Below are 25,912 nucleotides of genomic sequence, written 5' to 3' on the forward strand. Positions count from 1 at the left end.
GGCCTGGATACCCCAGCCCATAAGATGATCGCCGTGACTCCCGACGACCTCGCCGACCTGCTACGTTCCACCGCCACCACGGTGCTGGACGAGCGTGGCCTGGACACGTCGGCGCTACCGGCCGTCGTTACTGTCGAACGGCCCCGTAACCCCGAGCACGGCGACTACGCCACCAACGTGGCCTTGCAGGTCGCCAAGAAGGTGGGTGTCGCCCCGCGCGACCTGGCCGGCTGGCTCGTCGATGCCCTGACCTCCAATGAGGCGATCGCTGCCGCCGAGATCGCGGGACCCGGGTTTGTGAACCTGCGGATCGCCGCCGAGGCGCAAGGCACCGTCGTCACGAACGTCCTGAATGCGGGGGAGGCATACGGCAACTCCGACTCGCAGGCTACGCACACCGTCAACCTGGAGTTCGTTTCGGCCAACCCGACGGGGCCGATCCACATCGGCGGTACCCGCTGGGCGGCGGTCGGTGATGCACTGGGTCGCCTACTGACCCGCCAGGGCGCCAAGGTCACCCGCGAGTACTACTTCAATGACCATGGTGCGCAGATCGACCGATTCGTCCGATCGCTGATCGCGGCTGCCGAGGGCAAAGAAGCCCCGGAGGACGGCTACGCGGGTGATTACATCGCCGATATCGCCAAGCAGGTCCTCACTAAGCGTCCCGACGCGCTGTCGCTGCCCGAAGACGAGAAGGCCGAGGCGTTCCGTGCAGTAGGTGTGGACCTGATGTTCACCCACATCAAGGAGTCGCTGCACGAATTCGGCACGGAATTCGACGTTTTCACCCACGAGGACTCGATGCATACCTCGGGCCGCGTGCAGGAGGCCATCGCGCAGCTGCGTAAGACCGGCAACATCTACGAAAAGGACGGCGCGTCCTGGCTGCGTGCGAGCAACTTCGGCGATGACAAGGACCGCGTCGTCATCAAGAGCGACGGTAACCCCGCCTACATCGCCGGTGACATCGCCTATTACCTCGACAAGCGTGAGCGCGGCTTCGACCTGTGCATCTACATGCTCGGCGCCGACCACCATGGCTACATCGCACGGCTGAAAGCCGTTGCGGCGGCACTGGGTTACGACGCCGACAGTGTCGAGGTGCTCATCGGCCAAATGGTCAACCTGGTGCGCGACGGCCAGCCCGTCCGAATGTCCAAGCGCGCAGGCACCGTCATCACCCTCGACGACCTGGTGGATGCCATCGGGGTCGACGCCGCTCGCTACGCCTTGATTCGGTCCTCGGTGGACACCTCGATCGATATCGACCTGGAACTCTGGGCCTCCGCGTCGAGCGAGAATCCGGTCTACTACGTGCAATACGCACACGCACGGCTCTGCGCGCTGGCGCGCAACGCCGCCGATCTGGGCCTGCAGCACTCGACCGATCATCTTGAACTGCTCACCCACGAGAAGGAAGGTGCGCTGATCCGGGGACTCGGCGAGTTCGGTCGGATTCTGGAGAGCGCCGCGGTACTGCGCGAGCCGCACCGGGTCGCAAGGTATCTGGAAGACATCGCCGGTGATTACCACCGGTTCTACGATTCGTGTCGAGTGCTCCCGCAGGGTGATGAAACGCCGGGAGACCTGCACGCGGCACGGCTTGCGCTGTGCCTTGCCACCCGTCAAGTCATCGCCAACGGCCTGGACATTCTCGGCGTGAGCGCACCGGAGCGGATGTGAGCGCACACCCGGCAGGCCCCCGCCACGCAGAAGGGGAACAGCACACCGTCATGACCGCATCTCCAGAAAACCCGACTCTTTTGGCGCCGAATGTATGGCCCCGTAATGCCACCCGCGGCGCGAATGGTGAGGTGTCACTCGCAGGCCTGACCGTCTCCGAACTCGCCGAGGAGTACGGAACTCCGCTGTTCGTCATCGACGAGGACGACTTCCGCTCGCGTTGCCGGGATATGGCCGCGGCGTTCGGCGGTGCCGCGCGCGTGCACTATGCCTCGAAGGCATTCCTGTGCACGGAGATCGCGCGCTGGATCGCCGGCGAGGGTCTGGGTCTTGATGTCTGCTCTGCGGGAGAGTTGGCCGTCGCGCTACGGGCCGATTTCCCTCCGGAGCGAATCGCGCTGCACGGCAACAATAAATCCGAGGCGGAGCTCGCGCAGGCGGTACAGGCAGGTGTCGGACACGTCGTCGTCGATTCGATGATCGAGATCGACCGGTTGGATCTGATCGCGGGCAACGCCGGTGTGGTGCAAGACGTTCTGGTGCGCGTCACCGTCGGTGTCGAGGCGCACACCCATGAGTTCATCTCCACCGCTCACGAGGACCAGAAGTTCGGGTTGTCCCTCGCGGGTGGCCAGGCGCTCGAGGCAGTGCGTCGCGTCTTCGCCACCGACAACCTGCGACTCGTCGGGCTGCACAGCCACATCGGCTCGCAGATCTTCGATGTCGACGGGTTCGAGGTTGCCGCGCACCGGGTCATCGGACTGCTGCGTGATGTGGTCGCCGAGTTCGGTACCGAGAAGACCGCGCAGCTCAACATCATCGATCTCGGTGGCGGCCTCGGCATCAGCTATGTGCCCTCCGACGATCCGCCCCCCATCGAGGATCTGGCCGCCAAGCTCGACGTCATTGTGCGCACCGAGTCGGCACTGGTCGGTCTGCCCGAGCCGCGTTTGGTGATCGAGCCGGGCCGTGCCATTGCCGGCCCCGGCACCGTCACGCTGTACCGGGTGGGGACCACCAAGGATGTGATTCTCTCGAACGGCCAGCGCCGATACGTGAGTGTCGACGGCGGGATGAGCGACAACATCCGCACCTCGCTGTATCAGGCCGAGTACCACCCCCAGCTGGTGTCCCGCGATAGCGATGTCGCTCCGGTGTTATCCCGGGTGGTCGGAAAGCACTGCGAAAGCGGCGATATCGTGGTCCGGGACGCGTGGCTTCCCGAGGACGTGGCCCCCGGCGACCTGCTGGCGGTTGCCGCGACCGGTGCGTACTGCTATTCGATGTCCAGCCGGTACAACCTGCTGACCCGTCCGGCGGTCATCGCCGTCAAGGACGGTAAGGCGCGACTGATCCTGCGGCGCGAAACCGTCGAGGATTTGGTGAGTTTGGAGGTAAGTGAATGAGCGAACTCGGTAGGCCAATAGGTGTAGCGATCCTGGGCCTGGGCAATGTCGGTAGCGAGGTAGCCCGCATCATCGAAAGCAGCGCAAGCGATCTCGCTGCCCGCATCGGTGCCCCGTTGGAGATTCGGGGTATCGGAGTGCGCCGCGTTGCCGCAGACCGTGGCGTGCCCGTCGACCTCCTCACCGACGATATCGACGCGCTGGTGGCACGCGATGACGTCGATATCGTGGTCGAGCTCATGGGTCCGGTGGAGCCCGCGCGGCGGGGCATCCTGGGTGCGCTCAACGCCGGCAAGTCGGTGGTCACTGCCAACAAGGCGCTGCTGGCGCAATCCGCCGGAGAGCTCGCGGAAGCTGCCGAGAAGGCAAGGGTTGATCTCTATTTCGAGGCGGCCGTGGCCGGTGCCATTCCGGTTATCCGCCCGCTGACTCAGTCGCTGGCCGGTGACTCGGTGATCCGGGTATCCGGAATCGTCAACGGCACCACCAACTACATCCTGTCCGCCATGGATAACACGGGTGCCGGCTACGCCAACGCCCTCGCCGAGGCCGGGGAGCTCGGATACGCCGAGGCCGACCCGACCGCCGATGTCGAGGGCTACGACGCCGCCGCCAAGGCAGCGATTCTTGCATCCATCGCCTTCCACACTCGGGTCAGTGCCGACGATGTGTACCGCGAGGGCATCACCAAGATCACCGCTGACGACTTCGACTCCGCGCGGGCGCTGCAGTGCACCATCAAGCTGCTGTCCATCTGCGAACGAATCACCGACGAGGAAGGACGCCAACGGGTTTCAGCCCGCGTGTACCCCTCGCTGGTGCCGCTCACTCATCCGCTGGCAAGCGTTAACGGCGCGTTCAACGCCGTCTTCGTCGAGGCAGAGGCCGCCGGCCAGCTCATGTTCTATGGCCAGGGTGCAGGCGGGGCACCCACCGCCTCCGCGGTGCTGGGTGATTTGGTGATGGCCGCACGCAACCGGGTGCAGGGCGGACGCGGTCCCCGCTCGTCCCGCTACGCGCAGCTGCCCATCGCGCCGATCGGTCTCATCCCGACGCGGTACTACGTGCGTATGCGGGTCGCCGACAGGCCCGGCGTGCTGGCCACCGTGGCCGCTGAGTTCTCAAAGCGCGAGGTCAGCATCGCGACCGTCCGGCAGGAGGGCGAGGTCGACGAGACGGGCGCCCGGCTGGTGGTGCTCACGCATAAGGCGACCGACGCTGCGCTATCGGAAACCGTTGCCGCACTTGCCGATCTCGATGTGGTGCTGGGTGTCGCGAGCGTCATCCGGCTGGAAGGAACACAAGAGTGACCGTTCACACGCCTTGGCCCGGCCTCATCGCCGCTTACCGAGACCGACTCCCGATCGGTGAGAACTGGGAGCCGGTCACCCTGCGCGAGGGCGGCACCCCGTTGCTGCCCGCGGCGCGGCTCTCCGAGCTCACCGGTTGCACGGTGCATTTGAAGGTTGAAGGCCTCAACCCCACCGGATCGTTCAAGGACCGCGGTATGACGATGGCCGTGACCGATGCGTTGGCCCGCGGCCAGCGCGCGGTGCTGTGCGCCTCGACCGGAAACACTTCGGCTTCCGCCGCTGCCTATGCCGCGAAGGCCGGTATCACCTGCGCGGTGTTGATCCCGCAGGGCAAGATCGCGATGGGCAAGCTCGCCCAGGCCGTTATCCACGGCGCTCGGATCATTCAGGTGGATGGCAACTTTGACGACTGCCTGGAGCTGGCGCGCAAGACCACATCGGACTACCCGACCATTGCGCTCGTCAACTCCGTCAACCCGGTGCGCATCGAAGGTCAGAAGACCGCCGCTTTCGAGATCATGGATGCACTCGGCACTGCGCCCGATATCCATGCGCTGCCCGTGGGCAACGCGGGGAACATCACGGCCTATTGGCGTGGCTACAACGAGTATTACCGTGACGGCCTGTCGGACCGGCTGCCCAAGATGCTGGGTGTTCAAGCCGCTGGTGCAGCGCCGCTGGTGAACGGGGCGCCGGTGGCGAATCCGGAGACCATCGCCACCGCCATCCGGATCGGGTCCCCGGCGTCGTGGTCGGGTGCGGTTGCCGCACAACAGGAGTCGGGTGGCAAGTTCCTCGCCGTCACCGATGAGGAGATTCTCAACGCCTACCGCCTGGTCGCCTCCAGCGAGGGTGTGTTCGTGGAGCCTGCGTCGGCGGCCAGCATTGCGGGCCTGCTGAAATCGGTTGCCGACGGGTGGGTTCCGAAGGGCTCCACCGTGGTCTGCACCGTGACCGGTAACGGCTTGAAGGATCCGGATAACGCACTGAGCGGAATGCCCGAGGTGACCCCCATTCCGGTGGAGGCGAGCGCGGTCGCCGAGGCACTGGAACTCGCGTGAGTGGGATGAGCCTCTCGGGCGAGGGCCATCACGTTCAGCTTCTCCCCGTCGGCCTGTCCACCTCCGTGGTGGTGCCCGCGTCGAGCGCGAACCTGGGCCCTGGCTTCGACAGCCTCGGCATCGCTCTGTCCCTGTATGACGAGATCGAGGTCAACACAATCGCATCCGGTCTCAAGGTGGCCGTTGAAGGTGAGGGTGCGGGTGAGGTTCCGCTTGATGGCAGTCACCTCGTCGTGCGGGCCATCGAACGCGGGCTTGCCACCGGCGGGGTCGCCGCCCCGGGTCTGATCGTTCAGTGCCACAACAAAATTCCGCATTCGCGTGGGCTGGGTTCTTCGGCCGCCGCGGCGGTGGCGGGTCTTGGGGTCGCGAACGGATTACTCGCCAAGGCGGGGCGTCCGGTGCTCTCCGACGACATGCTGGTGCAGCTGGCCTCGGAGTTCGAGGGGCATCCCGATAACGCGGCGGCCAGTGTGCTCGGGGGAGCGGTGGTGGCCTGGATGAGCCGCTCGCGCGAAGATAATCAAGTCTGGATGAGCCGCTCGCGCGAAGATGGACAACCGTTATCGGAGACCGCGGGCGTGACCACCGCCTATGCGGCGGTTCGTCTCGATGTGCACTCGGATATCAGGATTGTTGCCGCCATCCCGGAGGAACAGTCTTCTACTGCGCACACTCGGGTGTTGCTACCGGAATCTATCACCCATGTAGACGCAAGATTCAATATTAGCCGAGCGGCATTGCTCACTCTCGCGCTGACGTCGCGGCCGGATCTGCTGATGATCGCCACCGAGGATCGTCTCCATCAGCCGCAGCGCGCACCCGCTATGCCGGCGTCCGCGGAGGTTCTCGGGTACCTGCGCAGCCAAGGGATTGCGGCGGTCCTTTCCGGTGCTGGACCTGCGGTGTTGGCGCTGACCACCGGCGAGCTTCCCGACTCGGCAGTGAAATACGCTGAAGATCAAGGATTCTCAGTCGTGGCGATGTCCGTGTCGGAGGGTGTGTCGGTTCGATAATCGACGTTATGGCTGGTGAGCGGGGGACTCGCCGGGGGGCGCTGGTTGCTTGATGCTCACCTGAGGGTTATCCTCGGTATCAGTCCCAGCAATTGCAGCTTCTGCGCACCTGCGCCGAGAACGAGGACGATCACAAATTCTTCCTAATGTTTCAGTCGTCGCCGACAGGCGGCGATATTGGGCAAGGTCAATGGTCAGCTGCCATTTCTCAGGACCTCGCGCGGCCCTATCTGTGTGGGCCCGCAGCATGAACTTCGCGGCCAGCAACCTGTCTGGCCGAAGTGAGACCCCTCGCCCCATGTTTGGCGGGGGAAGGAAAGGAAATCCGTGACCGATACGGACCTCATCGCGACCGAAGCCGCCCCGGAGACCCCGGCGGCGCCCACCACAGCTTCCTCTGATCGCGCCGGCAAGGAGCGCCGAGGGGACGAGCTGGGTGCACTGTCGACGATGGTGTTGCCGGAGCTGCGCGCCCTGGCTGGCCAGGTAGGCGTCAAGGGCACCTCCGGAATGCGTAAGGGCGACTTGATTGCCGCCATTCGTGAGCATCAGGGCGCGCTCGGCGCACCGAAGAACAACCAGGCGGCTACGCGGACTCAGCAGCCCCAGGCTTCCTCTGCCCCAGCCGAGCCCGCGCAGAAGGAGTCGGCTCAGCCCGAGCCGACCCAGACGGCGCTGGATCTGCCGTCCGAGACGCCGAAGTCCGCCCCGGAGACCAACTCCGCCCAGGACGCTGAGGGCGCTGAGGGTAAAGACGCCGATAAGGCCGGCGCGCCCCGCGAGGGCCGCGGCGAGCGGCGTCGCAACCAGAATCAGAATCAGAACGCCGAGGGCGAGCGCAAGCAGCAGGATGGCGGTCGCGAAAACAGCGGAAACTCGAACAACTCCGCCCGCGACGGCGGCCAGGACGGCCAGAACCAGGACAACAACCAGAACCGTGGCGACGATGGCGATGGCCGTGGCCGTCGCGGCCGTCGCACTCGGGAACGGCGCCGCGGTCGTGACCGCAATGGCAACGAAAGCGGTGGCGGCGAGACCGAGCAGCTGCGCGAGGACGATGTCGTCCAGCCCGTAGCCGGCATTCTCGATGTGCTCGACAACTACGCCTTCGTGCGGACGTCCGGCTACCTTGCGGGCCCGAACGACGTGTATGTCTCGATGAACCTCGTGCGCAAGAACGGGTTGCGTCGTGGTGACGCGATTACCGGCGCCGTGCGGGTGCCGCGGGATTCGGACGCGTCCAAAGAAAATCAGCGGCAGAAGTTCAACCCGCTGGTGCGTCTCGACACCGTCAACGGCGGCCCGGTCGAGGACGCCAGGAATCGCCCCGACTTCAACAAGCTGACCCCGCTGTACCCGAATCAGCGGCTGCGGTTGGAAACCACCACCGAGAAGCTGACCACTCGGGTAATCGACTTGATCATGCCGATTGGTAAGGGCCAGCGCGCGCTGATCGTGTCCCCGCCCAAGGCCGGTAAGACCACGATCATGCAGAACATCGCCAATGCGATCTCGGCCAACAATCCCGAGTGCCATCTGATGGTGGTGCTGGTCGACGAACGGCCTGAAGAGGTCACCGATATGCAGCGTTCGGTGAAGGGTGAGGTCATTGCCTCGACCTTCGATCGCCCGCCGTCAGATCACACTCAGGCCGCGGAGTTGGCGATCGAGCGCGCCAAGCGTCTGGTCGAGCAGGGCAAGGACGTGGTGGTGCTGCTGGACTCGATCACCCGCCTGGGCCGTGCGTACAACAACGCCTCGCCCGCCTCGGGTCGCATCCTCTCCGGTGGTGTCGACTCGACCGCGCTGTACCCGCCCAAACGATTCCTGGGCGCGGCGCGCAATATCGAGTTCGGCGGCTCGCTGACGATCATCGCCACGGCCATGGTCGAGACCGGCTCCACCGGTGACACCGTCATCTTCGAGGAGTTCAAGGGCACCGGTAACGCCGAGCTCAAGCTCGACCGCAAGATCTCCGAGCGTCGGGTGTTCCCGGCTGTCGACGTCAACCCGTCGGGTACCCGTAAGGACGAGCTGCTGATGAGCGGCGACGAGTTCGCGATTGTGCACAAGCTGCGCCGCGTGCTGTCGGGCTTGGATTCGCATCAGGCCATCGACCTGCTGATGAGCCAGCTGCGCAAGACCAAGACCAACTACGAGTTCCTGGTCTCGGTCTCGAAGAACACTCCGGGCAGCAACGGCGCCGACGAGCCGCAGTACAGCTAGAGCGTGTCCACGGCCGTCACGCAGTAGGTGCGGGGCGGCTGTGGGTAGACGATCGGCGTCGTGTCGTCCGGGCATGGCGCACCGTCGGTTTCGGTCCGACTCTGCACCCGGAACGGGTTTGATGAAGCCAGGCCACTGCAGCTGTTGTTGAGCTTGGTGATCTTGGTGAGCAGTTCTTCTTCGTAACAATGTCCGGGCGTGAGGTTCTCGACCAGACACAGCTTGCCGGCGCTCTTTGAGCCCACCTCATAGCTGTACTCGACGTAGTTCTCGTTGGGGCACTTGGCATTCGCATCGATACGGCTTGCCACGGTGTAGCTGGGATCGCGATCACAGGGTGTGTCGGCGGCGTCAACGCTGCCGATCCCCGTGCCCGATTTGGTCAGCACCACACACTGGCCCACGGTGTACTTGTCCAACTCCTTGCGTGCCGCGGACTCGGTGTTCTTTTCGCTCATCCAATGCCGCACGAAGATCGCGATGACACCCACCACGAGTGCGAGTGCGATCCGCATCAGGAATCCACGCCACCAGGGTTTGCGCGCGTCTGCCATTTTGCCCCCGTTGTGATCCAGTTTTGCCAGAGTGCGCACAGTATCACCGATACGGATCGGTGACCTCCCGCAGCTTTGCCAGGGTGGCCGCGAGTTGGCCGTATTCCTTGGTGCTCAAATGCTTTCGCCATTCGGCGTGAACCTTGGTGACCTCGCGCTGCGCGATATCGCGCTGCTTCTTTCCGTGCGCGCTCAGCACCACGAGCCGGGCCCGACCGGCGGTCGGGCCGGGTTTGCGCTCGACGTCATCATCCACGCGCAGGACATGGAGATACCGCTCAACCCGGCGCGCGGTTTTTCTTCGGGCGACCGATTGCGAGTTCACGATTGGGTAGGGCCCTGAGGTGGTGGGACCCATTCGGGACATCGTCCTTCTGCTGTTACGCCGACGGGCGGAACCGGTTCAGCCCACCGAAGCCAACGGAATCCAGATGCCGAGGAGCCAGAAACCCCAGGTGCGGAACCCGTCATCCCAGACCGGCTGTACCCGATATCCCCAGTAGTCGATGGACCGCGGGGGTGGACCCCAGCGGTCGGGGAGCGGACCGCGCCATTCCGCGCGCGGCGGCGCGGCCCAGCCCCAGGGCGGGCGCTGGTTGTAATGCCATGGGTTATCGCGCCATTCCCTACGGTCGTCCTGCCACCGATGGTCATCCCGCCGGTCCTGGTCGCGATCGCGCCAATTGTCATTACCGCGCCAACCGTCGTTGTAGCGGTAACCGTCGTGATCACCCCAGTCGTCATCGTCGTCGCCGTGGGGGCGATTCGGATGATCCTGGATGTAACCGGGCGGACCTGCGGGCTGCGCATAAGCCGGTATGGCACCGAGTCCAAGCGTGCCGACGGTCAGCGCGCTGATCATAGCGCCTTGGATCACAACGCTTTTCAGATTCATGTGCGACTCCTGTCCGATTATCTCGGCGGTTCGCCCCGACTCGACCGAAGGTGCTGATACTCAACAGCGGCCCCGCGGTGGTTATGCCGCGGCTGCCCAATTGGATATCGACAGGATGTCAATCGCCGTTACGTGCCGGTGCTCAGGCGGGCGTCACGGCTGTGGGATGGGCGGAATCTGTGGGATCTGCGGAATCGGAGGTGCCTGGGGCACCTCCGGAACCGGGGGCGCCTGGGGGATAGGTGGTGGCGGCGGAGGCGTGATGGGGTCGGCGTAGGCCAGGCCTTGCGCGCCCGCGAAGGCGGCCAATCCCATTGCCGCAGCGGATGCGCCTGTGACGATCAATCTCTTGATGTTCATGCGTTTCCTTTCCGAATCGGCGTACTGCCACCCAACGTACGCCGCGGCTAGGAAATGGGAATACTGCGCTGGTCGCTGCCGTTTAGGTTCTACGTAATTGAGCTGGCATAATGGCCTCTCAGTCTTTGACGGGTTCCGGTTCACGTCGCAACGCAGGCGACCCGGCGACCACTACACGAAGAGGAATCACCATGAAATCGGGTATCCACCCCAAGTATGTCGAGACCAATGTGGTCTGCGGCTGTGGCAACACTTTCGCCACTCACAGCACTAAGGACAGTGGCCACATCGTGGTCGAGGTCTGCTCGCAGTGCCACCCGTTCTACACGGGCAAGCAGAAGATCCTGGACAGCGGCGGTCGCGTCGCCCGGTTCGAGGCGCGGTACGGCAAGCGCAAGGCCGCAGCCGACCAGTAGCTTCCATGCCGACGCCCGTTCTGCTGATGCAGACCGGGCGTCGGTTTTTTTGTAGTGAACGTCTGAGGAGGGTGCATGGGCGAGACGCCACTGATCGAGGCGATGCTGGCTGAGCACGCTGAGCTGGAGAAGCAACTGGCCGACCCCGCGTTGCATGCTGATCCGGGCGCAGCGCGCAAGGCCGGACGTCGGTTCGCGATGCTGTCGCCGATCGTCGCCACCCACCGCAAGCTCTTCGCCGCCCGCGACGATGCGGCCACCGCCCGTGAGCTGTCGGCGGACGATCCTTCATTTGCCGATGAGCTGATCGAGTTGGAATCGTCCATCGCGGAGTTGGAAACCCAGCTCTCGGACATGCTCGCACCTCGCGACCCCCATGACGGCGACGACATCCTCCTCGAAGTGAAATCCGGTGAAGGCGGCGAGGAATCGGCGCTATTCGCTGCCGATCTGGCCCGCATGTACATCCGCTACGCCGAGCGGCATGGCTGGAAGGTCACGATTCTCGACGAGACCGAGTCTGATCTCGGCGGCTACAAGGACGCCACGCTGGCCATCGCCAGCAAGGGCGACAGCGCGGACGGCGTCTGGTCGCGACTCAAGTTTGAAGGTGGGGTGCACCGCGTACAACGTGTTCCCGTCACCGAATCCCAAGGGCGCGTGCACACCTCGGCGGCTGGCGTGTTGGTGTACCCCGAGCCCGAAGAGGTCGAGGAAGTCCAGATCGACGAATCGGATCTGCGAATCGATGTATATCGCTCCTCAGGCAAGGGCGGCCAGGGCGTCAACACCACCGACTCCGCGGTCCGCATCACCCATCTGCCGACGGGGATCGTGGTGACCTGCCAGAACGAGCGCTCACAGCTGCAGAACAAGGCCCGTGCCATGCAGGTGCTGGCGGCGCGGCTGCAGGCCCTCGCCGAGGAGCAGGCACAGGCCGACGCGTCGGCGGGCCGTGCGAGCCAGATCCGCACCGTCGACCGCAGCGAGCGGATCCGCACCTACAACTTCCCTGAGAACCGGATCACCGATCATCGCGTCGGATTCAAGGCCCACAACCTGGATCAGGTGCTCGACGGTGACATGGATGCGCTGTTCGACGCACTGGCCGTTGCGGACCGGAAGGCGCGCCTGCAGGAGGCGTGATGAGCCGCTTGCGCGAAAGAACTGGGGGCTAGATGAGCCGCTTGCGCGAACTGATCGCTGAGGCGGTCGAATCACTTTCCCGGACAGGGGTTTCCAGCCCGCAGGTAGACGCCGAAGAGCTCGCCGCGCACCTGCTCGGCGTCCCGCGGACGCGGCTGCGCTTTACCGAGATCACCCCGGGTTTTCCCGAGAGGTACCGCGACCTGGTGGTGCAGCGGGCGCGGCGGATCCCGTTGCAGCATTTGATCGGCAACGCGGCCTTCGGCCCCATCGAGGTGTCCGTGGGTCCTGGAGTGTTCATCCCGCGCCCGGAGACGGAGTCGCTGTACGCCTGGGCGGCCGGCGAGTTGGCGCCACACGCGACGGTCGTCGAGCTATGTGCCGGATCGGCGGCTCTCGCGATCGCCCTGTCACATGACGAGCCGACCGCCCGTGTCCTCGCCGTTGAGCTCGACGGCGAGGCGCTGATATACACGCGCCGGAATACCGCCGGAACTCCGGTCGAGGTGATCCAGGCCGATGTGACGATGCCCGCGCTGCTGACCGATCTTGATGGCACGGTCGATCTGATCGTCGCCAACCCGCCCTACATCCCTGAGAATGCCGAACTGGAGCCCGAAGTGGCGCAGCATGATCCGCCGCTGGCGCTGTTCGCGGGCGCGGACGGGCTGTCAGTCATCGCGCCCATCGTGACGGCAGCAGGTCGACTGCTCGCTCCGGGAGGCTGCATCGGCGTAGAGCACGATGACAGCAACGGAGATGGAACGTGCGAGCTATTCACGGCAAGCGGCTTATTCGATGACGTCACACAGCGGCAAGATCTTGGGGGCCGGCCGCGATTCGTCACCGCTCGCCGGAAAACGTCCTCGTCATAGACTTGTCCGGTGACCGTCGTCTACGACTGCCAGGATGCAGCGACCCGCCAGGAGGGGATCGACGCGGCGGTGAGCGCGCTCAAGGCAGGCGAATTGGTGGTTATGCCCACCGACACTGTCTACGGATTGGGTTGTGACGCATTCGATTCCAACGCGGTATCGGCGCTGCTTGCAGCCAAGGGGCGGGGGCGGGATATGCCCGTCGGGGTGCTCGTCGGGTCGTGGCACACCATCGACGGACTGGTGTTCGCCGTTCCGCCCGCTGCCCGCGAGCTCATCGAGGCATTCTGGCCGGGACCGCTGAGCATCATCGTGAGGCACGCGCCATCGCTGTCCTGGGATCTGGGGGATGCCCGGGGAAGCGTCATGCTGCGTATGCCCCTGCATCCGGTGGCGATCGACCTGCTGCGTGCCGTCGGTCCGATGGCGGTCTCCAGTGCCAATGTCTCGGGGCAGCCTGCGGCGCTCACCGGCAAAGAGGCGCGCGATCAATTGGGTGACAGGGTGGCGGTGTATCTGGACGGCGGCACGGCGGAGCTGGGTGCGGCGTCGACGATCGTCGACCTCACCGGGCCGGCGCCGATGATCGTGCGGGAAGGGCCGATCACCCGGGACCAGATCGTCAGTGTCATTGGCACTGCGATCGGACCTGCCGATGGCGCAGAACCCACAGGATCTTGAAGTACGGTCAGATGCGTGGATTTCGGTGAGCCCAGATTCGGTGAGCGCCGTGGCCAGTGAACTGTTGGCGCTTGCCGATCGAGGTGCGGGCGTACCGCTGCGAGAGCTTGTCCTTGTTGGTCTGACCGCCGCCATCACGACGTTCTTCTGCACTGGTGGAGTACGGCTTTTTGCGACCCGTGTGGGTGCGGTGGCCTACCCGCGCGAACGTGATGTCCACCTGCAGCCGACACCGCGGATGGGCGGTCTCGGGATCTATCTCGGTGTGTGCGCCGCGATCTTCCTGGCCTCGCAACTACCGGCCCTGACAAGGGGTTTCGTCTATTCTTCGGGCCTGCCGGCGGTAGTGGTCGCAGGCGGCATCATCATGGTCGTCGGTCTGATCGACGACAAATGGGGCCTGGACGCGCTGACCAAGTTCGCCGGCCAGGTCACCGCCGCCAGCGTTCTGGTCACCATGGGTGTGGCCTGGAGCATGATCTACATCCCGTTCGGCGGGGTGGGGACCATTGTGCTGGACCAGATGTCGTCCATCCTGGTCACGCTGGCGTTGACGGTGTCGATCGTGAACGCCATGAACTTCGTGGACGGGCTCGACGGCCTGGCTGCCGGTTTGGGCTTGATCACCGCGGCCGCCATCTGCATCTTTTCCGTTGGGCTACTGCGCAGCCATGGCGGCGATGTCCTGTACTACCCACCCGCGGTGATCTCGGTGGTGCTGGCCGGGGCGTGCCTGGGTTTTCTTCCGCACAACTTCCACCGGGCCCGGATTTTCATGGGCGACTCGGGGTCGATGCTGATCGGCCTGATGCTGGCGGCGGCGTCGACGACGGCCGCGGGCCCCATCTCGCAGAGTTCTTACGGTGCCAAGGACATGTTTGTCTTGCTGTCGCCGTTCCTGCTGGTGATCGCGGTCATGCTGGTACCGGCGCTGGATGCCTTGCTGGCGATCATCCGGCGGACTCGGGCGGGCCGTAGCCCCTTCAGCCCGGACAAGATGCATCTGCACCATCGGTTGCTTCAGATCGGGCATTCGCATCGCAAGGCGGTGCTGATCATCTACCTCTGGGTGGCCATCATCGCGTTCGGAGCGGCCAGCACCATCTTCTTCGAACCCCGATACGCGGGAGCGGTGGTGTTAGGCGCGATCGGTATCGCGATTGTCGCGACGGTCATCCCACTGTTGCGCCGTGAATCCGATCGGCCGACCGTGGCAGATGCGGTGGTGCCGGATGTCGAATCGGACCTCAGTCCGCCAAGGGAACCAGCCGTGTACGACGAAAAGTAGTAGGGGTGCATTAACGGCCTCTACCATGTGATACCGTTCTGGCATACCCGAAAACTCACGGGTGCCGGCCACACCGGATCGGCGGGATTCTGAGAGCATTTGTCCGAATGTTCCAGGTGCCACCGGACCGATCAACTGACCGACAGAGAGCTGTCCTTTGAGGTGAGTTCCGCGAGCCCGCGGACCTCCGATAGGGTCTGACACCGACGAACGCAATTTTTTGTATCGCCACCCCGACAAAGATGTGAGGTGACACCCCAGATGACCGCGCCCCAGGCAAACCCCAATGCCCCGTTTGTACTCCCGGCATTGGCGTTCCGCCCGTTGCGTCTGACGGTTCTCTGTGGCGTTCTCGGCGCCCTGGCTCTGTTGGCCTCTGCACTTCTGGGGCATTGGGCGATCGGCGTCTTCTTCGTTACCGGGCTTGGACTCGGACTGGTGAACGCTCTCCTCGTTCGCCAGTCCGCGGAAGTCATTACCGCGCAAGACAATCCAAGCAAGCAAAAAATGGCCATCAATTCCGCTGCGCGGTTGATGGTCATTACCGTCCTTGCCCTGGTTATCGCGTTCGTTTTCCGCCCCGATGGTCTTGGGGTGTTCTTCGGAGTTGCGTTGTTCCAGGTGCTGCTGGTGTTGACCACCGCTGTGCCGGTGTGGAAAGGGATCCGTTCAGTGAATCAGGCGGAGGTATAGCCGACCATGAGCACCACGACTTTTCTGGCCGAAGGCGCCATCGAAGTTGGCCACCACACTCATGCGCATTGGCCGCTCATTGGTGAGGTCAACACCGACACCATCCTGGCCTCTGCCATTGCCGGCGTGATCGTCATCGCGCTCGCGCTCTTCCTGAGGGCCAAGGTCACCTCGACCGGTGTGCCCAACGGTGTGCAGCTGTTCTTCGAGGCCGTGACCGTCCAGTTCCGCAACCAGGTCGAGGCCGCAATCGGCATGAAGATCGCGCCGTTCGTGCTGCCGCTGGCCGTGACGATCTTCGTCTTCGTGCTGGTGTCCAACTGGATCTCGGTGCTGCCGGTGCAGTACACCGACGCCAACGGCGCCACCGCCGAACTCCTCAAACCGCCTGCCTCGGATATCAACTACGTGCTGGCCCTGGCATTGTTCGTGTTCCTCTGCTATCACGCCGCAGGGTTCATGCGGCGTGGCCTCATCGGTCACCCGATCAAGGTGATCAAGGGACACGTTCCGGCCTTGGCGCTCATCAACATCGTCGAGGAGATCGCCAAGCCGATATCGCTATCGCTGCGGCTCTTCGGCAACATGTTTGCCGGTGGCATCATGGTCGCGCTGATCGCGCTGTTCCCCGCGTACATCATGTGGGCGCCCAACGCCATCTGGAAAACGTTCGATCTATTCGTCGGTCTGATCCAGGCCTTCATCTTCGCGCTGCTGACAATCCTGTACTTCAGCCAGTCGATGGAAACCGACGAACACCACTAATTACATAGACCAACCTGAAAGACCCTGGTAGCACAGCTACCACTTAATAAGGAGGAAAGAGATGGCGGACCCGACAATTGTTGCTGGTGCCCTCATTGGCGGTGGTTTGATCATGGCCGGCGGCGCGATCGGTGCCGGTATCGGTGACGGTATCGCCGGTAACGCCCTGATCTCCGGTGTAGCTCGCCAGCCTGAGGCTCAAGGCCGGCTGTTCACGCCGTTCTTCATCACCGTCGGTCTGGTTGAGGCCGCGTACTTCATCAACCTGGCCTTCATGGCGCTGTTCGTTTTCGCTACTCCCGGCGCTAGCTAATCGGCATGGGTGAATTGCAGAGCGTCGTCGTGGCGCAGGCCGCCGAAGAGGGTGCGGAGAAGTCGAACTTCCTCATCCCCAACGGCACCTTCTTCGTCGTCCTAGCGATCTTCCTGATCGTCCTAGCGGTCATCGGTACCTTTGTGGTGCCGCCGGTCCAAAAGGTGCTCACGGCACGCGAGGACATGGTCACCAAGACGGCAGAGGACACCAAGAACGCCGCCGAGCAATTCACCGCCGCCGAGGCCGACTACAAGGATGAGCTGGCCAAGGCTCGCGGTGCCGCGACAGCGGTGCGCGACGAGGCCAGGGCCGAGGGACGCGGAATTCTCGAGGACATGCGTCAGCGGGCCAATGCGGAAGCGAATGCTGTGTCATCAGCGGCGGCCGAATCGTTGGCCCGTCAGGGCGAGGCAACTTCGGGAGAGCTGGCGGCGAACGTCGACAGCCTGTCCCGAACGCTCGCCGAACGCGTTCTCGGCGTGAGCCTTTCGGAACCAGCGAATGCAGGGCGAGGCTAGGTACAGATGTCGACATTTATCGGGCAGCTCATCGGTTTCGCTGTCATCGTGTTCCTGGTGGTCAAGTTCGTGGTGCCACCGGTGCGCACGCTGATGGGCAAGCAGCAGGACGTGGTGCGCCAGCAGCTCGCCGACAGTAAGTCGGCTGCGGCCAAGCTCGTCGAGGCCGAGGGTGCACATGCCAAGGCGATCGAAGACGCCAAGGCCGACGCCGCCGAGATCGCCGAAGAAGCCAAGGCCGATGCCAAGCAGATCTCCAAGCAGCTGCGCGAGCAGGCCGACGCCGAGGTCGAGCGGATCAAGGTGCACGGCCAGGAGCAGATCCTGCTGCAGCGCCAGCAGCTGATCCGTCAGCTCCGCGGTGATCTCGGTACTGAATCCGTGAACCGTGCAGGCGATTTGGTTCGTTCACATGTCGGTGACGCGGCAGCGCAATCCGCCACCGTCGACCGGTTCCTGGATGAGCTGACCCAGATGGCTGGCAGCGTCAACACCGAACGCCGGCCGTTGGCAGTCGGGGGAGCAGGCCTGCACGCCGCCAGCCGCGAGTCGCTCGCCGAGCAGGTATCCGCTTTTCAAGCCAACGCGGTCTCGCTCGATAGCCTGACACTCAACGCGCTGGCCGATGATCTGACCGCGGTCGCCGAGCTCCTCATTAAGGAGTTGGTGCTGCGTAAGCACTTGTCCGAGCCGGTCGACGCCAGCGAGCTGTCAGCCAAGATCACCTTGGTCGACTCGATATTCACTTCCAAGATCGGACGGCCGGCGCTCGAGGTCGTGCGCTCGGCCGTTACCGCCCGCTGGTCTGCCTCCGGTGATCTGATCACTGCGATCGAACACATCGCCCGCCTCGCTCTGTTGGAGCGGGCCGAACGCGACGGTCAGATCGACGATGTCGAAGACCAGTTGTTCCGCATCAGCCGCGTCCTCGACGGCGAGCCGCAGCTGAGCTTGCTGCTGAGCAACACCGCCGCGCCTACCGCCGATCGCGTGACGCTGTTGAAGAACGTCCTCGCCGGTCGTTCCAACCTGATCGTGACCAGCCTGCTGGCGCAGACCGTGCGTCTGTTGCGCGGTAAGCGCGCAGATATCGCAGTACTTGATGTCGCCGAATTGGCGGTTGCCCGGCGCAACGAGTCGGTCGCTCACGTGAAGTCGGCCGCCCCGATCAGCGATGCTCAGAGCACACGGCTGGCCCAGGTGCTCGGGCAGATTTACGGCCGCACCATCGCGGTGCAGCTGGATGTGGATCCCGAACTGCTGGGCGGGCTCGTCGTCAACATCGGTGACGAGGAGATCGACGGCAGCCTGTCCACCCGGCTTTCCGCGGCCGCCCTCCACCTGCCCAACTAAGCAACCACCAGACTTACCCCGCAAGAAGAGCCAGGAACAGGAAGACGAGAAAAGCCATGACAGAGTTGACGATCTCCTCGGCGGACATCTCCGGCGCGATCGAGCAGTACGTCGCGACGTTCTCTGCCGACCCCGCCCGCGAAGAAATCGGCATCGTCGCCGACACCGGTGACGGCATCGCCCACGTCGAGGGTCTGCCTTCGGTCATGACTCAGGAGCTCCTCGAGTTCCCGGGCGGCGTGCTGGGTGTGGCGCTGAACCTGGACGAGCGCAGCGTCGGCACCGTTATCCTCGGCGACTTCCACGGCATCGAAGAGGGCCAGCAGGTCAAGCGCACCGGCGAGGTCCTATCGGTACCGGTGGGCGACGCCTTCCTCGGTCGCGTCATCAACCCGCTCGGTCAGCCGATCGACGGCCGCGGCGACATCGAGGCCGAGACCACTCGCGCGCTCGAGCTCCAGGCCGCCAGTGTGGTCGAGCGTCAAAGTGTTGCGGAGCCGCTGCAGACCGGCATCAAGGCCATCGACTCGCAGACCCCCATCGGTCGCGGCCAGCGCCAGCTGATCATCGGTGACCGCAAGACCGGCAAGACCGCCGTCTGCGTCGACACCATCCTGAACCAGAAGCAGGCCTGGGACAGCGGCGATCCGCAGCAGCAGGTGCGCTGCATCTACGTCGCCGTCGGACAGAAGGGCTCGACCATCGCTGCGGTGCGCCGCACCCTGGACGAGGCCGGCGCGCTGGAGTACACCACCATCGTGGCCGCCCCGGCCTCCGATGCGGCGGGCTTCAAATGGCTTGCGCCGTACACCGGCTCGGCCCTCGGCCAGCACTGGATGTACCAGGGCAAGCACGTCCTCATCGTGTTCGACGACCTCACCAAGCAGGCCGAGGCCTACCGCGCCATCTCGCTGCTGCTGCGCCGTCCGCCGGGCCGCGAGGCATACCCGGGTGACGTCTTCTACTTGCATTCGCGTCTGCTGGAGCGTTGCGCGAAGCTGTCCGACGCGCTGGGTGCCGGCTCGCTGACCGGTCTGCCGATCATCGAGACCAAGGCCAACGACATCTCGGCCTACATCCCCACCAACGTCATCTCGATCACCGACGGACAGTGCTTCCTGCAGACCGACCTCTTCAACCAGGGCGTACGCCCGGCCATCAACGTTGGTGTGTCGGTGTCGCGCGTGGGTGGTGCCGCACAGATCAAGGCAATGAAGGAAGTAGCCGGCTCGCTGCGGTTGGAGCTCTCGCAGTACCGCGAGTTGGAGGCCTTCGCGGCCTTCGCCTCGGACCTGGATGCCACCTCGAAGGCCCAGCTGGAGCGTGGTGCGCGCCTGGTCGAGCTGCTCAAGCAGTCGCAGAACTCGCCGTACCCGGTCGAGGAGCAGGTCGTGGCGATCTACCTCGGCACCGGTGGACACCTCGACTCGGTGCCGGTCGGTGATGTCATTCGGTTCGAGCAGGAATTCCTCGACCACGTGCGCGGCTCACACGCCGACATTCTGACCGATATCAAGGAGACCAAGAAGTTCTCGGAGGACACCGAATCCAAGCTCACGGCCGCGATCAACGCGTTCAAGAAGAGCTTCGCCGCCACTGATGGCAGCTCGGTGGAGGTCAAGGACGTCGCGGCCGAGGCGCTCGACGAGTCCGAGGTCGGTCAGGAGACCGTCCAGGTCCGCAAGCCGGCTCCGGCAAAAAAGTAGAGCAGTAGGACCTCCAGAAAATGGCTGCACAAATCCGAGAACTGCGCCGGCGGATCAAATCCGCCGGATCGATCAAGAAGATCACCAAGGCGCAAGAGCTGATCGCGACATCGCGCATCTCTAAGGCGCAGGCACGTGTGGTGGCGGCTCGTCCGTACGCGGCCGAGATCACCAACGTGCTTACCGCACTCGCCGATGATGCCGCGTTGGATCATCCGCTACTGGTGGCGCGGGCCGAGCCGAAGCGGGCAGGCGTGCTCATCGTCTCGTCGGATCGCGGGCTGTGCGGTGGGTACAACGCCAACGTGCTGCGTGTCGCCGAGGAGCTGTTCGCGCTGCTGCGTGAGCAGGGCAAGACCCCGGTGATCTACGTGGTCGGCCGCAAGGCGCTGAACTTCTACAAGTTCCGTGGCCGCACGGTCACTCAGTCCTGGACCGGGTTCTCCGAGCGTCCCGAGTACTCACACGCCCAGGAAATCGCCGGCGTGCTGGTGGATGGCTTCCTGGCGGGTGCCGATGACGACGGCGACGAGCCCGGTGCCGATGGCATTCTCGGCGTCGACGAGCTGCATATCGTGTACACCGAGTTCAAGTCGATGCTGACCCAGTCGGCCGTGGCCAAGCGGATCGCGCCGATGGAGATCGAGTACGTCGGCGAGGCCGCTGGACCGACCACCCAGTACTCGTTCGAGCCTGACGCCACAACGCTTTTCGCGTCCCTGCTGCCTCGCTACCTGGCGACCCGGGTGTACGCGGCGCTGCTGGAGGCGGCAGCCTCGGAGTCGGCATCCCGCCGGCGCGCCATGAAGGCGGCCACGGATAACGCCGATGACCTCATCAAGGGACTCACCCTGGAAGCCAACCGTGCTCGCCAGGCCCAGATCACCCAGGAAATCAGTGAAATCGTTGGCGGCGTGGACGCGCTTGCCTCGGCCGCCGCAAGCGAACATTAAGAATAGAAAGAGTCGAGCCAGATGACTGCTGCAACTGCTAACAAGACCGTCGGACGAGTGGTTCGCGTTACCGGCCCGGTCGTCGACGTGGAGTTCCCGCGTGGCGCCGTGCCGCCGCTCTTCTCCGCCCTCAACGCCGAGATCACCTACGAAGCGATGGCCAAGACGCTGACCCTCGAGGTGGCACAGCACCTGGGCGACAACCTCGTTCGCACCGTCTCCATGCAGCCGACTGACGGCCTGGTGCGTGGCGTGGATGTCACCAACACCGGTAGCACCATCTCGGTGCCGGTCGGTGACGGCGTGAAGGGGCACGTCTTCAACGCCTTGGGCGACTGCCTCGACGAGCCGGGCTACGGTAGCGATTTCGAGAAGTGGTCCATCCACCGCAAGCCCCCGGCCTTCGACCAGCTCGAGCCGCGTACTGAGATGCTGGAGACCGGCCTTAAGGTCGTCGACCTGCTGACCCCGTACGTGCGTGGTGGCAAGATCGCACTCTTCGGTGGTGCCGGTGTGGGTAAGACCGTGCTGATCCAGGAGATGATCAACCGCATCGCCCGGAACTTCGGTGGTACCTCGGTATTCGCCGGCGTTGGTGAGCGCACCCGTGAGGGCAACGACCTGTGGGTCGAGCTTGCCGATGCCAACGTGCTCAAGGACACCGCGTTGGTGTTCGGCCAGATGGACGAGCCGCCCGGCACGCGTATGCGCGTCGCGCTCTCGGCGCTGACCATGGCGGAGTACTTCCGCGATGAGCAGGGTCAGGACGTGCTGCTGTTCATCGACAACATCTTCCGGTTCACCCAGGCCGGCTCGGAGGTGTCGACCCTGCTGGGCCGCATGCCGTCCGCCGTGGGTTACCAGCCGACGCTGGCCGACGAGATGGGTGAGCTGCAGGAGCGCATCACCTCGACCCGCGGTCGCTCGATCACCTCGATGCAGGCCGTGTACGTGCCCGCCGACGACTACACCGACCCGGCGCCGGCGACCACGTTCGCGCACCTGGACGCCACCACCGAGCTTTCTCGTGCGGTGTTCTCCAAGGGCATCTTCCCGGCCGTGGACCCGCTGGCCTCGTCGTCGACGATTCTGCTGCCGTCCGTGGTGGGTGAGGAGCACTACCGGGTTGCGCAGGAAGTCATCCGTGTTCTGCAGCGCTACCAGGACCTGCAGGACATCATCGCCATCCTCGGTATCGACGAGCTGTCGGAAGAAGACAAGCAGCTGGTGGGCCGTGCCCGTCGTATCGAGCGTTTCCTGAGCCAGAACATGATGGCTGCCGAGCAGTTCACCGGCCAGCCCGGCTCGACCGTGCCGCTCAAGGAGACCATCGAGGCCTTCGACAAGCTCACCAAGGGTGAGTTCGACCACCTGCCCGAGCAGGCGTTCTTCCTCATCGGTGGTCTGGACGACCTGGCGAAGAAGGCCGAAAGCCTCGGCGCCAAGCTGTAATTCGTCGCTAGCCATCTGAAGGAGGTGCACTGAATGTCCGAAATTGACGTCGAGATTGTCGCCGTCGAGCGCGAGATCTGGTCGGGTAAGGCCACATTCGTCTTTACCCGCACGACCTCCGGTGAAATCGGAATCCTGCCGCACCACATTCCCTTGGTGGCGCAGCTGGTGGACGATGCCGCGGTGAAGATCGAGCGCGAGGGCGCTGACGACCTGTGGTGGGCGATCGACGGGGGATTCCTGTCGATCACCGACACCAAGGTCAGCATCCTGGCGGAGTCCGTGCAGGCACGTGCGGATATTGACGAGGCCAAGGCCAAGACCGATTCCGGTTCCGACGTTCCACGGGTGGCCGCGCAGGGACGCGCGCGCTTACGTGCGCTCGGACAGACGGTTTAGCATTACCCACCTAGGGATACCGCTTTGAGCGTGACGGCGATGATCGAGATCTCGATCATCGCCGTTCTCGTTTTGGCGGTGGCTGCCTTGAGTTTTCGTCTGCTCAAGTTGCGACATGGCGGGACCGCCGCGTTGTTACGGGATGCTCGACCGGACACCGGCCCAGATGTTCTTCGCGTAAGCGGCTCATCGCAGGAGCGGCGCTGGCGCCACGGCGTCATGCGTTACCGCGAATCTGAGGCGGAGTTCTATCGGTTGTCCAGTATTCGACTGTGGCCGGATCGCCGGCTGTCGCGACGTGATCTCGAGATCCTCGATCGTCGGATTCCGCGCGGCGATGAGTACGACATCATGACCGCCGAAATCGTGGTGCTGCAGCTGCGTGACGGTGCGCGTGAATACGAAATGGCGCTGGATCGCGGTGCGCTGACCGCGTTCATGTCGTGGATGGAGTCGCGGCCCTCGCCGCGGGCAGAGCGCCGCAGCCGCTAGGCATTTCTCGCCGACACGTCGTGTTGCGGTGGTTTCGTACCGCGTGTTTTCGCCACGAGGCGGTATGTCGAGGAGGATCTGAAGGATTTAGGCGGGCTGTGCCGGTCCGCCGGGCTTCCAGAGCGTGTCCTTGCCGCCGTTGGCGACCCGCGACAGGATGAACAGCAGATCCGAGAGCCGGTTCAGATATTTGGCGGTCAGCACATTGGTGCTGTCGGGATACGTATCGATTGCGGCCCAGGCCGAACGTTCCGCTCGACGCGCCACGGTCCGTGCCACGTGCAATAAGCCGGATAGTGGGGTACCGCCCGGCAGCACAAAGGAATTCAGCTTCGGTAGATCCTCGTTGTACTCGTCACACCAGCCTTCTAGGCGGTCGACATACGGCTGCGTGATCCGCAGCGGGGGGTATTCAGGATTGGGCACGACGGGGGTGGACAGGTCTGCGCCGGCGTCGAACAGATCGTTCTGGATCTGCAACAGCACCGAATTGATCGCTTGACTCGGGTTCCCGAGCACCACTGCGACGCCAATAGCGGCGTTGGCCTCATCGCAATCGGCGTATGCGAGGAGCCGTGGGTCGTTCTTCGGCACTCGTGAGAAGTCGCTTAGACCGGTGGTCCCGTCATCTCCGGTCCGGGTGTAGATGCGAGTGAGATGCACACCACTCGATGCTCTCCGCGCACTCTCGGGGTCCCTCCCGCTTGCGGGCGCCTCATCGGTCATGCGTTGAAACGTTACCCGGCTACGCTGTCGGGCGTGAGCGAGCATTTCTTGGTGACCGGCGGCGCCCGGCTTACAGGTCAAGTGGCTGTTACCGGCGCCAAGAACAGCGTGCTCAAGTTGATGGCGGCCGCGCTGCTGGCGGAGGGAGTCAGCACCATCACCAACTGCCCCGACATCCTGGACGTGCCCTTGATGGCCGAGGTGCTGCGCGGATTGGGTGCCACGGTGGAACTCGAAGGCGACGTCGTCACGATCACCTCGCCGGCTGAGCTCAAATACGACGCCGACTTCGCGGCGGTACGTCAGTTCCGGGCTTCGGTCTGCGTCCTGGGTCCGTTGGTGGGCCGGTGTCGACGGGCGAAGGTGGCGTTACCGGGTGGAGATGCCATCGGGTCTCGCCCGCTCGACATGCACCAGGCGGGCCTGCGGCAGCTGGGGGCGGAGTGCACGATCGAGCATGGCTGTGTGGTCGCCGAGGCAAAAGCGTTGCACGGGGCCAATATTCAACTTGACTTCCCGTCGGTGGGTGCGACCGAGAACATCTTGATGGCAGCTGTGCTTGCCGATGGCATCACCACAATCCACAACGCGGCGCGTGAACCAGACGTGGTGGATCTCTGCACCATGTTGGTGCAGATGGGCGCCCAGATAGAAGGTGCTGGAACGTCGACGTTGACGGTTACCGGCGTGCCTCAGCTTCATCCCACCGAGCATCGCGTTATCGGAGACCGAATCGTCGCTGCCACTTGGGGTATCGCCGCCGCGATGACTCGGGGTGATGTCACGGTCACCGGAGTTGATCCAGAGCACCTCCAGCTGGTGCTGCACAAGCTCCACGATGCCGGGGCCACAGTTACCCAGGACGACAACGGATTTCGCGTGGTTCAGTACGAGCGTCCCAAAGCGATCAACGTGGCCACGCTGCCATTCCCGGGATTCCCAACTGACTTGCAGCCCATGGCAATTGGTCTTGCAGCGATAGCCGACGGCACTTCCATGATCACCGAGAACGTCTTCGAGGCCAGATTCCGCTTTGTCGAGGAGATGATGCGATTGGGCGCCGACGCGCGAACAGACGGGCATCACGCAGTGGTTCGGGGTATCCGTCAACTGTCCAGTGCGCCGGTGTGGTCATCGGATATCCGGGCCGGTGCGGGGCTGGTGCTGGCGGGGTTGGTGGCGGACGGCGTCACGGAGGTATACGATGTCTTCCATATCGACCGCGGTTACCCGTTGTTCGTGGAGAACCTCCAGAGCTTGGGTGCCGAAGTCGAGCGGGTCAGCTAGCGCTGGCCAGCCCCGAACCTCGAAGTTGACTCAAGTTCATTGGACTTGGTACAGTGGTGGGGTTGCCCTGAATGAGCGAGGCCGGGACAAGGAAGCGATTCCGAAATTCCGGTCTGGGTTGGTGCGCAGTTGACCAGCTCGAAACCGGGAGTTTGACTCAAGTTCACTGAACTTGATAAGGTTCCCGGGCCGCTTAGATAGAGCAAAAGCCGAAATAGAAGAAGAAATTCAGATATCTCGGCGATCGGATGGTGCGCAAGTGACCAGCCAAAACCGGGAATTTGACTCAAGTTCATCGAACTTGATACGGTTTCCAAGCCGCCCGAAAG

Annotated in this window: 28 protein-coding genes; 22 read left to right on the top strand and 6 right to left on the bottom strand. The window is 64.0% G+C overall.

Features of this window, described 5'->3' with window-relative positions; all coding sequences use genetic code 11:
* The first annotated feature begins 33 nt into the window (after window positions 1–33).
* The 6 genes from argS (at window position 34) to rho (ending at window position 8,708) form a co-directional block, all read left to right on the top strand.
* A complete protein-coding gene (gene argS, locus MLB1_RS23380) occupies window positions 34–1,686 on the top strand; it encodes an arginine--tRNA ligase (protein WP_180752222.1) in 1,653 nt (550 codons plus the stop codon).
* Entirely contained in the window at window positions 1,683–3,092 is a 1,410-nt protein-coding gene (gene lysA / locus MLB1_RS23385; protein WP_180752223.1) for a diaminopimelate decarboxylase, read from the top strand. Before argS ends, lysA begins: the two co-directional genes overlap by 4 nt.
* The gene (locus tag MLB1_RS23390) at window positions 3,089–4,402 is read left to right on the top strand and encodes a homoserine dehydrogenase (RefSeq protein WP_180752224.1); all 1,314 of its coding nucleotides are present in this window, start codon (window positions 3,089–3,091) and stop codon (window positions 4,400–4,402) included. Before lysA ends, MLB1_RS23390 begins: the two co-directional genes overlap by 4 nt.
* Window positions 4,399–5,466, top strand: coding sequence for a threonine synthase (thrC, locus tag MLB1_RS23395; protein ID WP_180752225.1), 1,068 nt, complete (start codon window positions 4,399–4,401; stop codon window positions 5,464–5,466). Before MLB1_RS23390 ends, thrC begins: the two co-directional genes overlap by 4 nt.
* A gap of 5 nt (window positions 5,467–5,471) precedes the next feature.
* On the top strand, window positions 5,472–6,482 hold the full coding sequence (gene thrB, locus MLB1_RS23400) for a homoserine kinase (RefSeq protein WP_180752285.1): 1,011 nt from the start codon (window positions 5,472–5,474) through the stop codon (window positions 6,480–6,482).
* Between the two features lie 327 nt (window positions 6,483–6,809).
* Window positions 6,810–8,708 carry a transcription termination factor Rho gene (rho, locus tag MLB1_RS23405; protein WP_180752226.1) on the top strand — a complete coding sequence of 633 codons (1,899 nt, stop codon included), beginning with the start codon at window positions 6,810–6,812 and terminating at the stop codon, window positions 8,706–8,708.
* Here rho and MLB1_RS23410 read toward each other — a convergent pair.
* The 4 genes from MLB1_RS23410 to MLB1_RS23425 all read right to left on the bottom strand — a co-directional run bounded on the left by MLB1_RS23410 (window position 8,705) and on the right by MLB1_RS23425 (window position 10,517).
* Window positions 8,705–9,262 carry a hypothetical protein gene (locus MLB1_RS23410; protein ID WP_180752227.1) on the bottom strand — a complete coding sequence of 186 codons (558 nt, stop codon included), beginning with the start codon at window positions 9,260–9,262 and terminating at the stop codon, window positions 8,705–8,707. The two genes, rho and MLB1_RS23410, sit on opposite strands and share 4 nt — an antisense overlap.
* A 43-nt stretch (window positions 9,263–9,305) precedes the next feature.
* Window positions 9,306–9,620, bottom strand: coding sequence for a hypothetical protein (locus tag MLB1_RS23415; protein ID WP_180752228.1), 315 nt, complete (start codon window positions 9,618–9,620; stop codon window positions 9,306–9,308).
* 45 nt (window positions 9,621–9,665) lie between these two features.
* Window positions 9,666–10,157, bottom strand: a complete 492-nt coding sequence (locus MLB1_RS23420; protein WP_180752229.1) for a hypothetical protein — start codon at window positions 10,155–10,157, stop codon at window positions 9,666–9,668.
* A 153-nt stretch (window positions 10,158–10,310) separates the two neighbouring features.
* The gene (locus MLB1_RS23425; protein WP_180752230.1) at window positions 10,311–10,517 is read right to left on the bottom strand and encodes a hypothetical protein; all 207 of its coding nucleotides are present in this window, start codon (window positions 10,515–10,517) and stop codon (window positions 10,311–10,313) included.
* 191 nt (window positions 10,518–10,708) lie between these two features.
* Here MLB1_RS23425 and rpmE point away from each other — a divergent pair, with 191 nt between their 5' ends.
* The 15 genes from rpmE (at window position 10,709) to MLB1_RS23500 (ending at window position 23,570) form a co-directional block, all read left to right on the top strand.
* Window positions 10,709–10,933, top strand: a complete 225-nt coding sequence (gene rpmE / locus MLB1_RS23430; protein WP_180752231.1) for a 50S ribosomal protein L31 — start codon at window positions 10,709–10,711, stop codon at window positions 10,931–10,933.
* Between the two features lie 75 nt (window positions 10,934–11,008).
* Window positions 11,009–12,079 carry a peptide chain release factor 1 gene (prfA, locus tag MLB1_RS23435; protein WP_180752232.1) on the top strand — a complete coding sequence of 357 codons (1,071 nt, stop codon included), beginning with the start codon at window positions 11,009–11,011 and terminating at the stop codon, window positions 12,077–12,079.
* A 32-nt stretch (window positions 12,080–12,111) separates the two neighbouring features.
* Complete coding sequence (gene prmC / locus MLB1_RS23440) at window positions 12,112–12,954, top strand: peptide chain release factor N(5)-glutamine methyltransferase (protein ID WP_180752233.1); 843 nt, start codon at window positions 12,112–12,114, stop codon at window positions 12,952–12,954.
* A 9-nt stretch (window positions 12,955–12,963) separates the two neighbouring features.
* Complete coding sequence (locus tag MLB1_RS23445) at window positions 12,964–13,635, top strand: L-threonylcarbamoyladenylate synthase (protein ID WP_180752234.1); 672 nt, start codon at window positions 12,964–12,966, stop codon at window positions 13,633–13,635.
* Between the two features lie 49 nt (window positions 13,636–13,684).
* A complete protein-coding gene (locus MLB1_RS23450) occupies window positions 13,685–14,923 on the top strand; it encodes an MraY family glycosyltransferase (protein ID WP_180752286.1) in 1,239 nt (412 codons plus the stop codon).
* 261 nt (window positions 14,924–15,184) lie between these two features.
* Window positions 15,185–15,616: an ATP synthase subunit I gene (locus tag MLB1_RS23455; RefSeq protein WP_180752235.1), complete on the top strand. Its 432-nt coding sequence runs from the start codon at window positions 15,185–15,187 to the stop codon at window positions 15,614–15,616.
* Between the two features lie 6 nt (window positions 15,617–15,622).
* A complete protein-coding gene (atpB, locus tag MLB1_RS23460) occupies window positions 15,623–16,381 on the top strand; it encodes a F0F1 ATP synthase subunit A (protein WP_180752236.1) in 759 nt (252 codons plus the stop codon).
* 61 nt (window positions 16,382–16,442) lie between these two features.
* The gene (locus MLB1_RS23465) at window positions 16,443–16,694 is read left to right on the top strand and encodes a F0F1 ATP synthase subunit C (protein ID WP_005059842.1); all 252 of its coding nucleotides are present in this window, start codon (window positions 16,443–16,445) and stop codon (window positions 16,692–16,694) included.
* A gap of 5 nt (window positions 16,695–16,699) precedes the next feature.
* Window positions 16,700–17,215, top strand: a complete 516-nt coding sequence (locus MLB1_RS23470) for a F0F1 ATP synthase subunit B (RefSeq protein ID WP_180752237.1) — start codon at window positions 16,700–16,702, stop codon at window positions 17,213–17,215.
* A 6-nt stretch (window positions 17,216–17,221) separates the two neighbouring features.
* A complete protein-coding gene (locus tag MLB1_RS23475) occupies window positions 17,222–18,568 on the top strand; it encodes a F0F1 ATP synthase subunit B/delta (protein ID WP_180752238.1) in 1,347 nt (448 codons plus the stop codon).
* Between the two features lie 56 nt (window positions 18,569–18,624).
* A complete protein-coding gene (gene atpA, locus MLB1_RS23480) occupies window positions 18,625–20,274 on the top strand; it encodes a F0F1 ATP synthase subunit alpha (RefSeq protein WP_180752239.1) in 1,650 nt (549 codons plus the stop codon).
* Between the two features lie 20 nt (window positions 20,275–20,294).
* On the top strand, window positions 20,295–21,227 hold the full coding sequence (locus MLB1_RS23485; RefSeq protein ID WP_180752240.1) for a F0F1 ATP synthase subunit gamma: 933 nt from the start codon (window positions 20,295–20,297) through the stop codon (window positions 21,225–21,227).
* A 21-nt stretch (window positions 21,228–21,248) separates the two neighbouring features.
* Window positions 21,249–22,679, top strand: coding sequence for a F0F1 ATP synthase subunit beta (atpD, locus tag MLB1_RS23490; protein WP_180752241.1), 1,431 nt, complete (start codon window positions 21,249–21,251; stop codon window positions 22,677–22,679).
* 33 nt (window positions 22,680–22,712) lie between these two features.
* Window positions 22,713–23,078, top strand: coding sequence for a F0F1 ATP synthase subunit epsilon (locus MLB1_RS23495; protein ID WP_180752242.1), 366 nt, complete (start codon window positions 22,713–22,715; stop codon window positions 23,076–23,078).
* A 39-nt stretch (window positions 23,079–23,117) separates the two neighbouring features.
* Complete coding sequence (locus MLB1_RS23500; RefSeq protein ID WP_180752287.1) at window positions 23,118–23,570, top strand: DUF2550 domain-containing protein; 453 nt, start codon at window positions 23,118–23,120, stop codon at window positions 23,568–23,570.
* An 87-nt stretch (window positions 23,571–23,657) separates the two neighbouring features.
* On the opposite strand, the gene MLB1_RS23505 is transcribed toward MLB1_RS23500, so the two are convergent.
* Complete coding sequence (locus tag MLB1_RS23505) at window positions 23,658–24,233, bottom strand: cob(I)yrinic acid a,c-diamide adenosyltransferase (protein ID WP_180752288.1); 576 nt, start codon at window positions 24,231–24,233, stop codon at window positions 23,658–23,660.
* Window positions 24,234–24,329: 96 nt separating this feature from the next.
* Here MLB1_RS23505 and murA point away from each other — a divergent pair, with 96 nt between their 5' ends.
* Window positions 24,330–25,583 carry a UDP-N-acetylglucosamine 1-carboxyvinyltransferase gene (gene murA, locus MLB1_RS23510; RefSeq protein WP_180752243.1) on the top strand — a complete coding sequence of 418 codons (1,254 nt, stop codon included), beginning with the start codon at window positions 24,330–24,332 and terminating at the stop codon, window positions 25,581–25,583.
* Here the strand turns inward: murA and MLB1_RS23955 are convergent.
* The coding region (locus tag MLB1_RS23955) for a hypothetical protein (protein WP_219603554.1) at window positions 25,580–25,912 on the bottom strand (333 nt) is incomplete at its 5' end. The genes murA and MLB1_RS23955 overlap by 4 nt on opposite strands.

The sequence above is a fragment of the Mycobacteroides sp. LB1 genome, from assembly GCF_013449725.1.
Lineage (GTDB): Bacteria > Actinomycetota > Actinomycetes > Mycobacteriales > Mycobacteriaceae > Mycobacterium.

Bases quoted from the DNA above. Each gene is read 5' to 3' on its own strand.
- MLB1_RS23390 (WP_180752224.1), top strand. From the start codon at position 3,089: ATGAGCGAACTCGGTAGGCCAATAGGTGTAGCGATCCTGGGCCTGGGC.
- thrB (WP_180752285.1), top strand. From the start codon at position 5,472: ATGAGCCTCTCGGGCGAGGGCCATCACGTTCAGCTTCTCCCCGTCGGC.
- MLB1_RS23410 (WP_180752227.1), bottom strand. From the start codon at position 9,262: ATGGCAGACGCGCGCAAACCCTGGTGGCGTGGATTCCTGATGCGGATC.
- MLB1_RS23415 (WP_180752228.1), bottom strand. From the start codon at position 9,620: ATGGGTCCCACCACCTCAGGGCCCTACCCAATCGTGAACTCGCAATCG.
- MLB1_RS23420 (WP_180752229.1), bottom strand. From the start codon at position 10,157: ATGAATCTGAAAAGCGTTGTGATCCAAGGCGCTATGATCAGCGCGCTG.
- MLB1_RS23425 (WP_180752230.1), bottom strand. From the start codon at position 10,517: ATGAACATCAAGAGATTGATCGTCACAGGCGCATCCGCTGCGGCAATG.
- rpmE (WP_180752231.1), top strand. From the start codon at position 10,709: ATGAAATCGGGTATCCACCCCAAGTATGTCGAGACCAATGTGGTCTGC.
- prfA (WP_180752232.1), top strand. From the start codon at position 11,009: ATGGGCGAGACGCCACTGATCGAGGCGATGCTGGCTGAGCACGCTGAG.
- prmC (WP_180752233.1), top strand. From the start codon at position 12,112: ATGAGCCGCTTGCGCGAACTGATCGCTGAGGCGGTCGAATCACTTTCC.
- MLB1_RS23455 (WP_180752235.1), top strand. From the start codon at position 15,185: ATGACCGCGCCCCAGGCAAACCCCAATGCCCCGTTTGTACTCCCGGCA.
- atpB (WP_180752236.1), top strand. From the start codon at position 15,623: ATGAGCACCACGACTTTTCTGGCCGAAGGCGCCATCGAAGTTGGCCAC.
- MLB1_RS23465 (WP_005059842.1), top strand. From the start codon at position 16,443: ATGGCGGACCCGACAATTGTTGCTGGTGCCCTCATTGGCGGTGGTTTG.
- MLB1_RS23470 (WP_180752237.1), top strand. From the start codon at position 16,700: ATGGGTGAATTGCAGAGCGTCGTCGTGGCGCAGGCCGCCGAAGAGGGT.
- MLB1_RS23475 (WP_180752238.1), top strand. From the start codon at position 17,222: ATGTCGACATTTATCGGGCAGCTCATCGGTTTCGCTGTCATCGTGTTC.
- atpA (WP_180752239.1), top strand. From the start codon at position 18,625: ATGACAGAGTTGACGATCTCCTCGGCGGACATCTCCGGCGCGATCGAG.
- MLB1_RS23485 (WP_180752240.1), top strand. From the start codon at position 20,295: ATGGCTGCACAAATCCGAGAACTGCGCCGGCGGATCAAATCCGCCGGA.
- atpD (WP_180752241.1), top strand. From the start codon at position 21,249: ATGACTGCTGCAACTGCTAACAAGACCGTCGGACGAGTGGTTCGCGTT.
- MLB1_RS23495 (WP_180752242.1), top strand. From the start codon at position 22,713: ATGTCCGAAATTGACGTCGAGATTGTCGCCGTCGAGCGCGAGATCTGG.
- MLB1_RS23500 (WP_180752287.1), top strand. From the start codon at position 23,118: ATGATCGAGATCTCGATCATCGCCGTTCTCGTTTTGGCGGTGGCTGCC.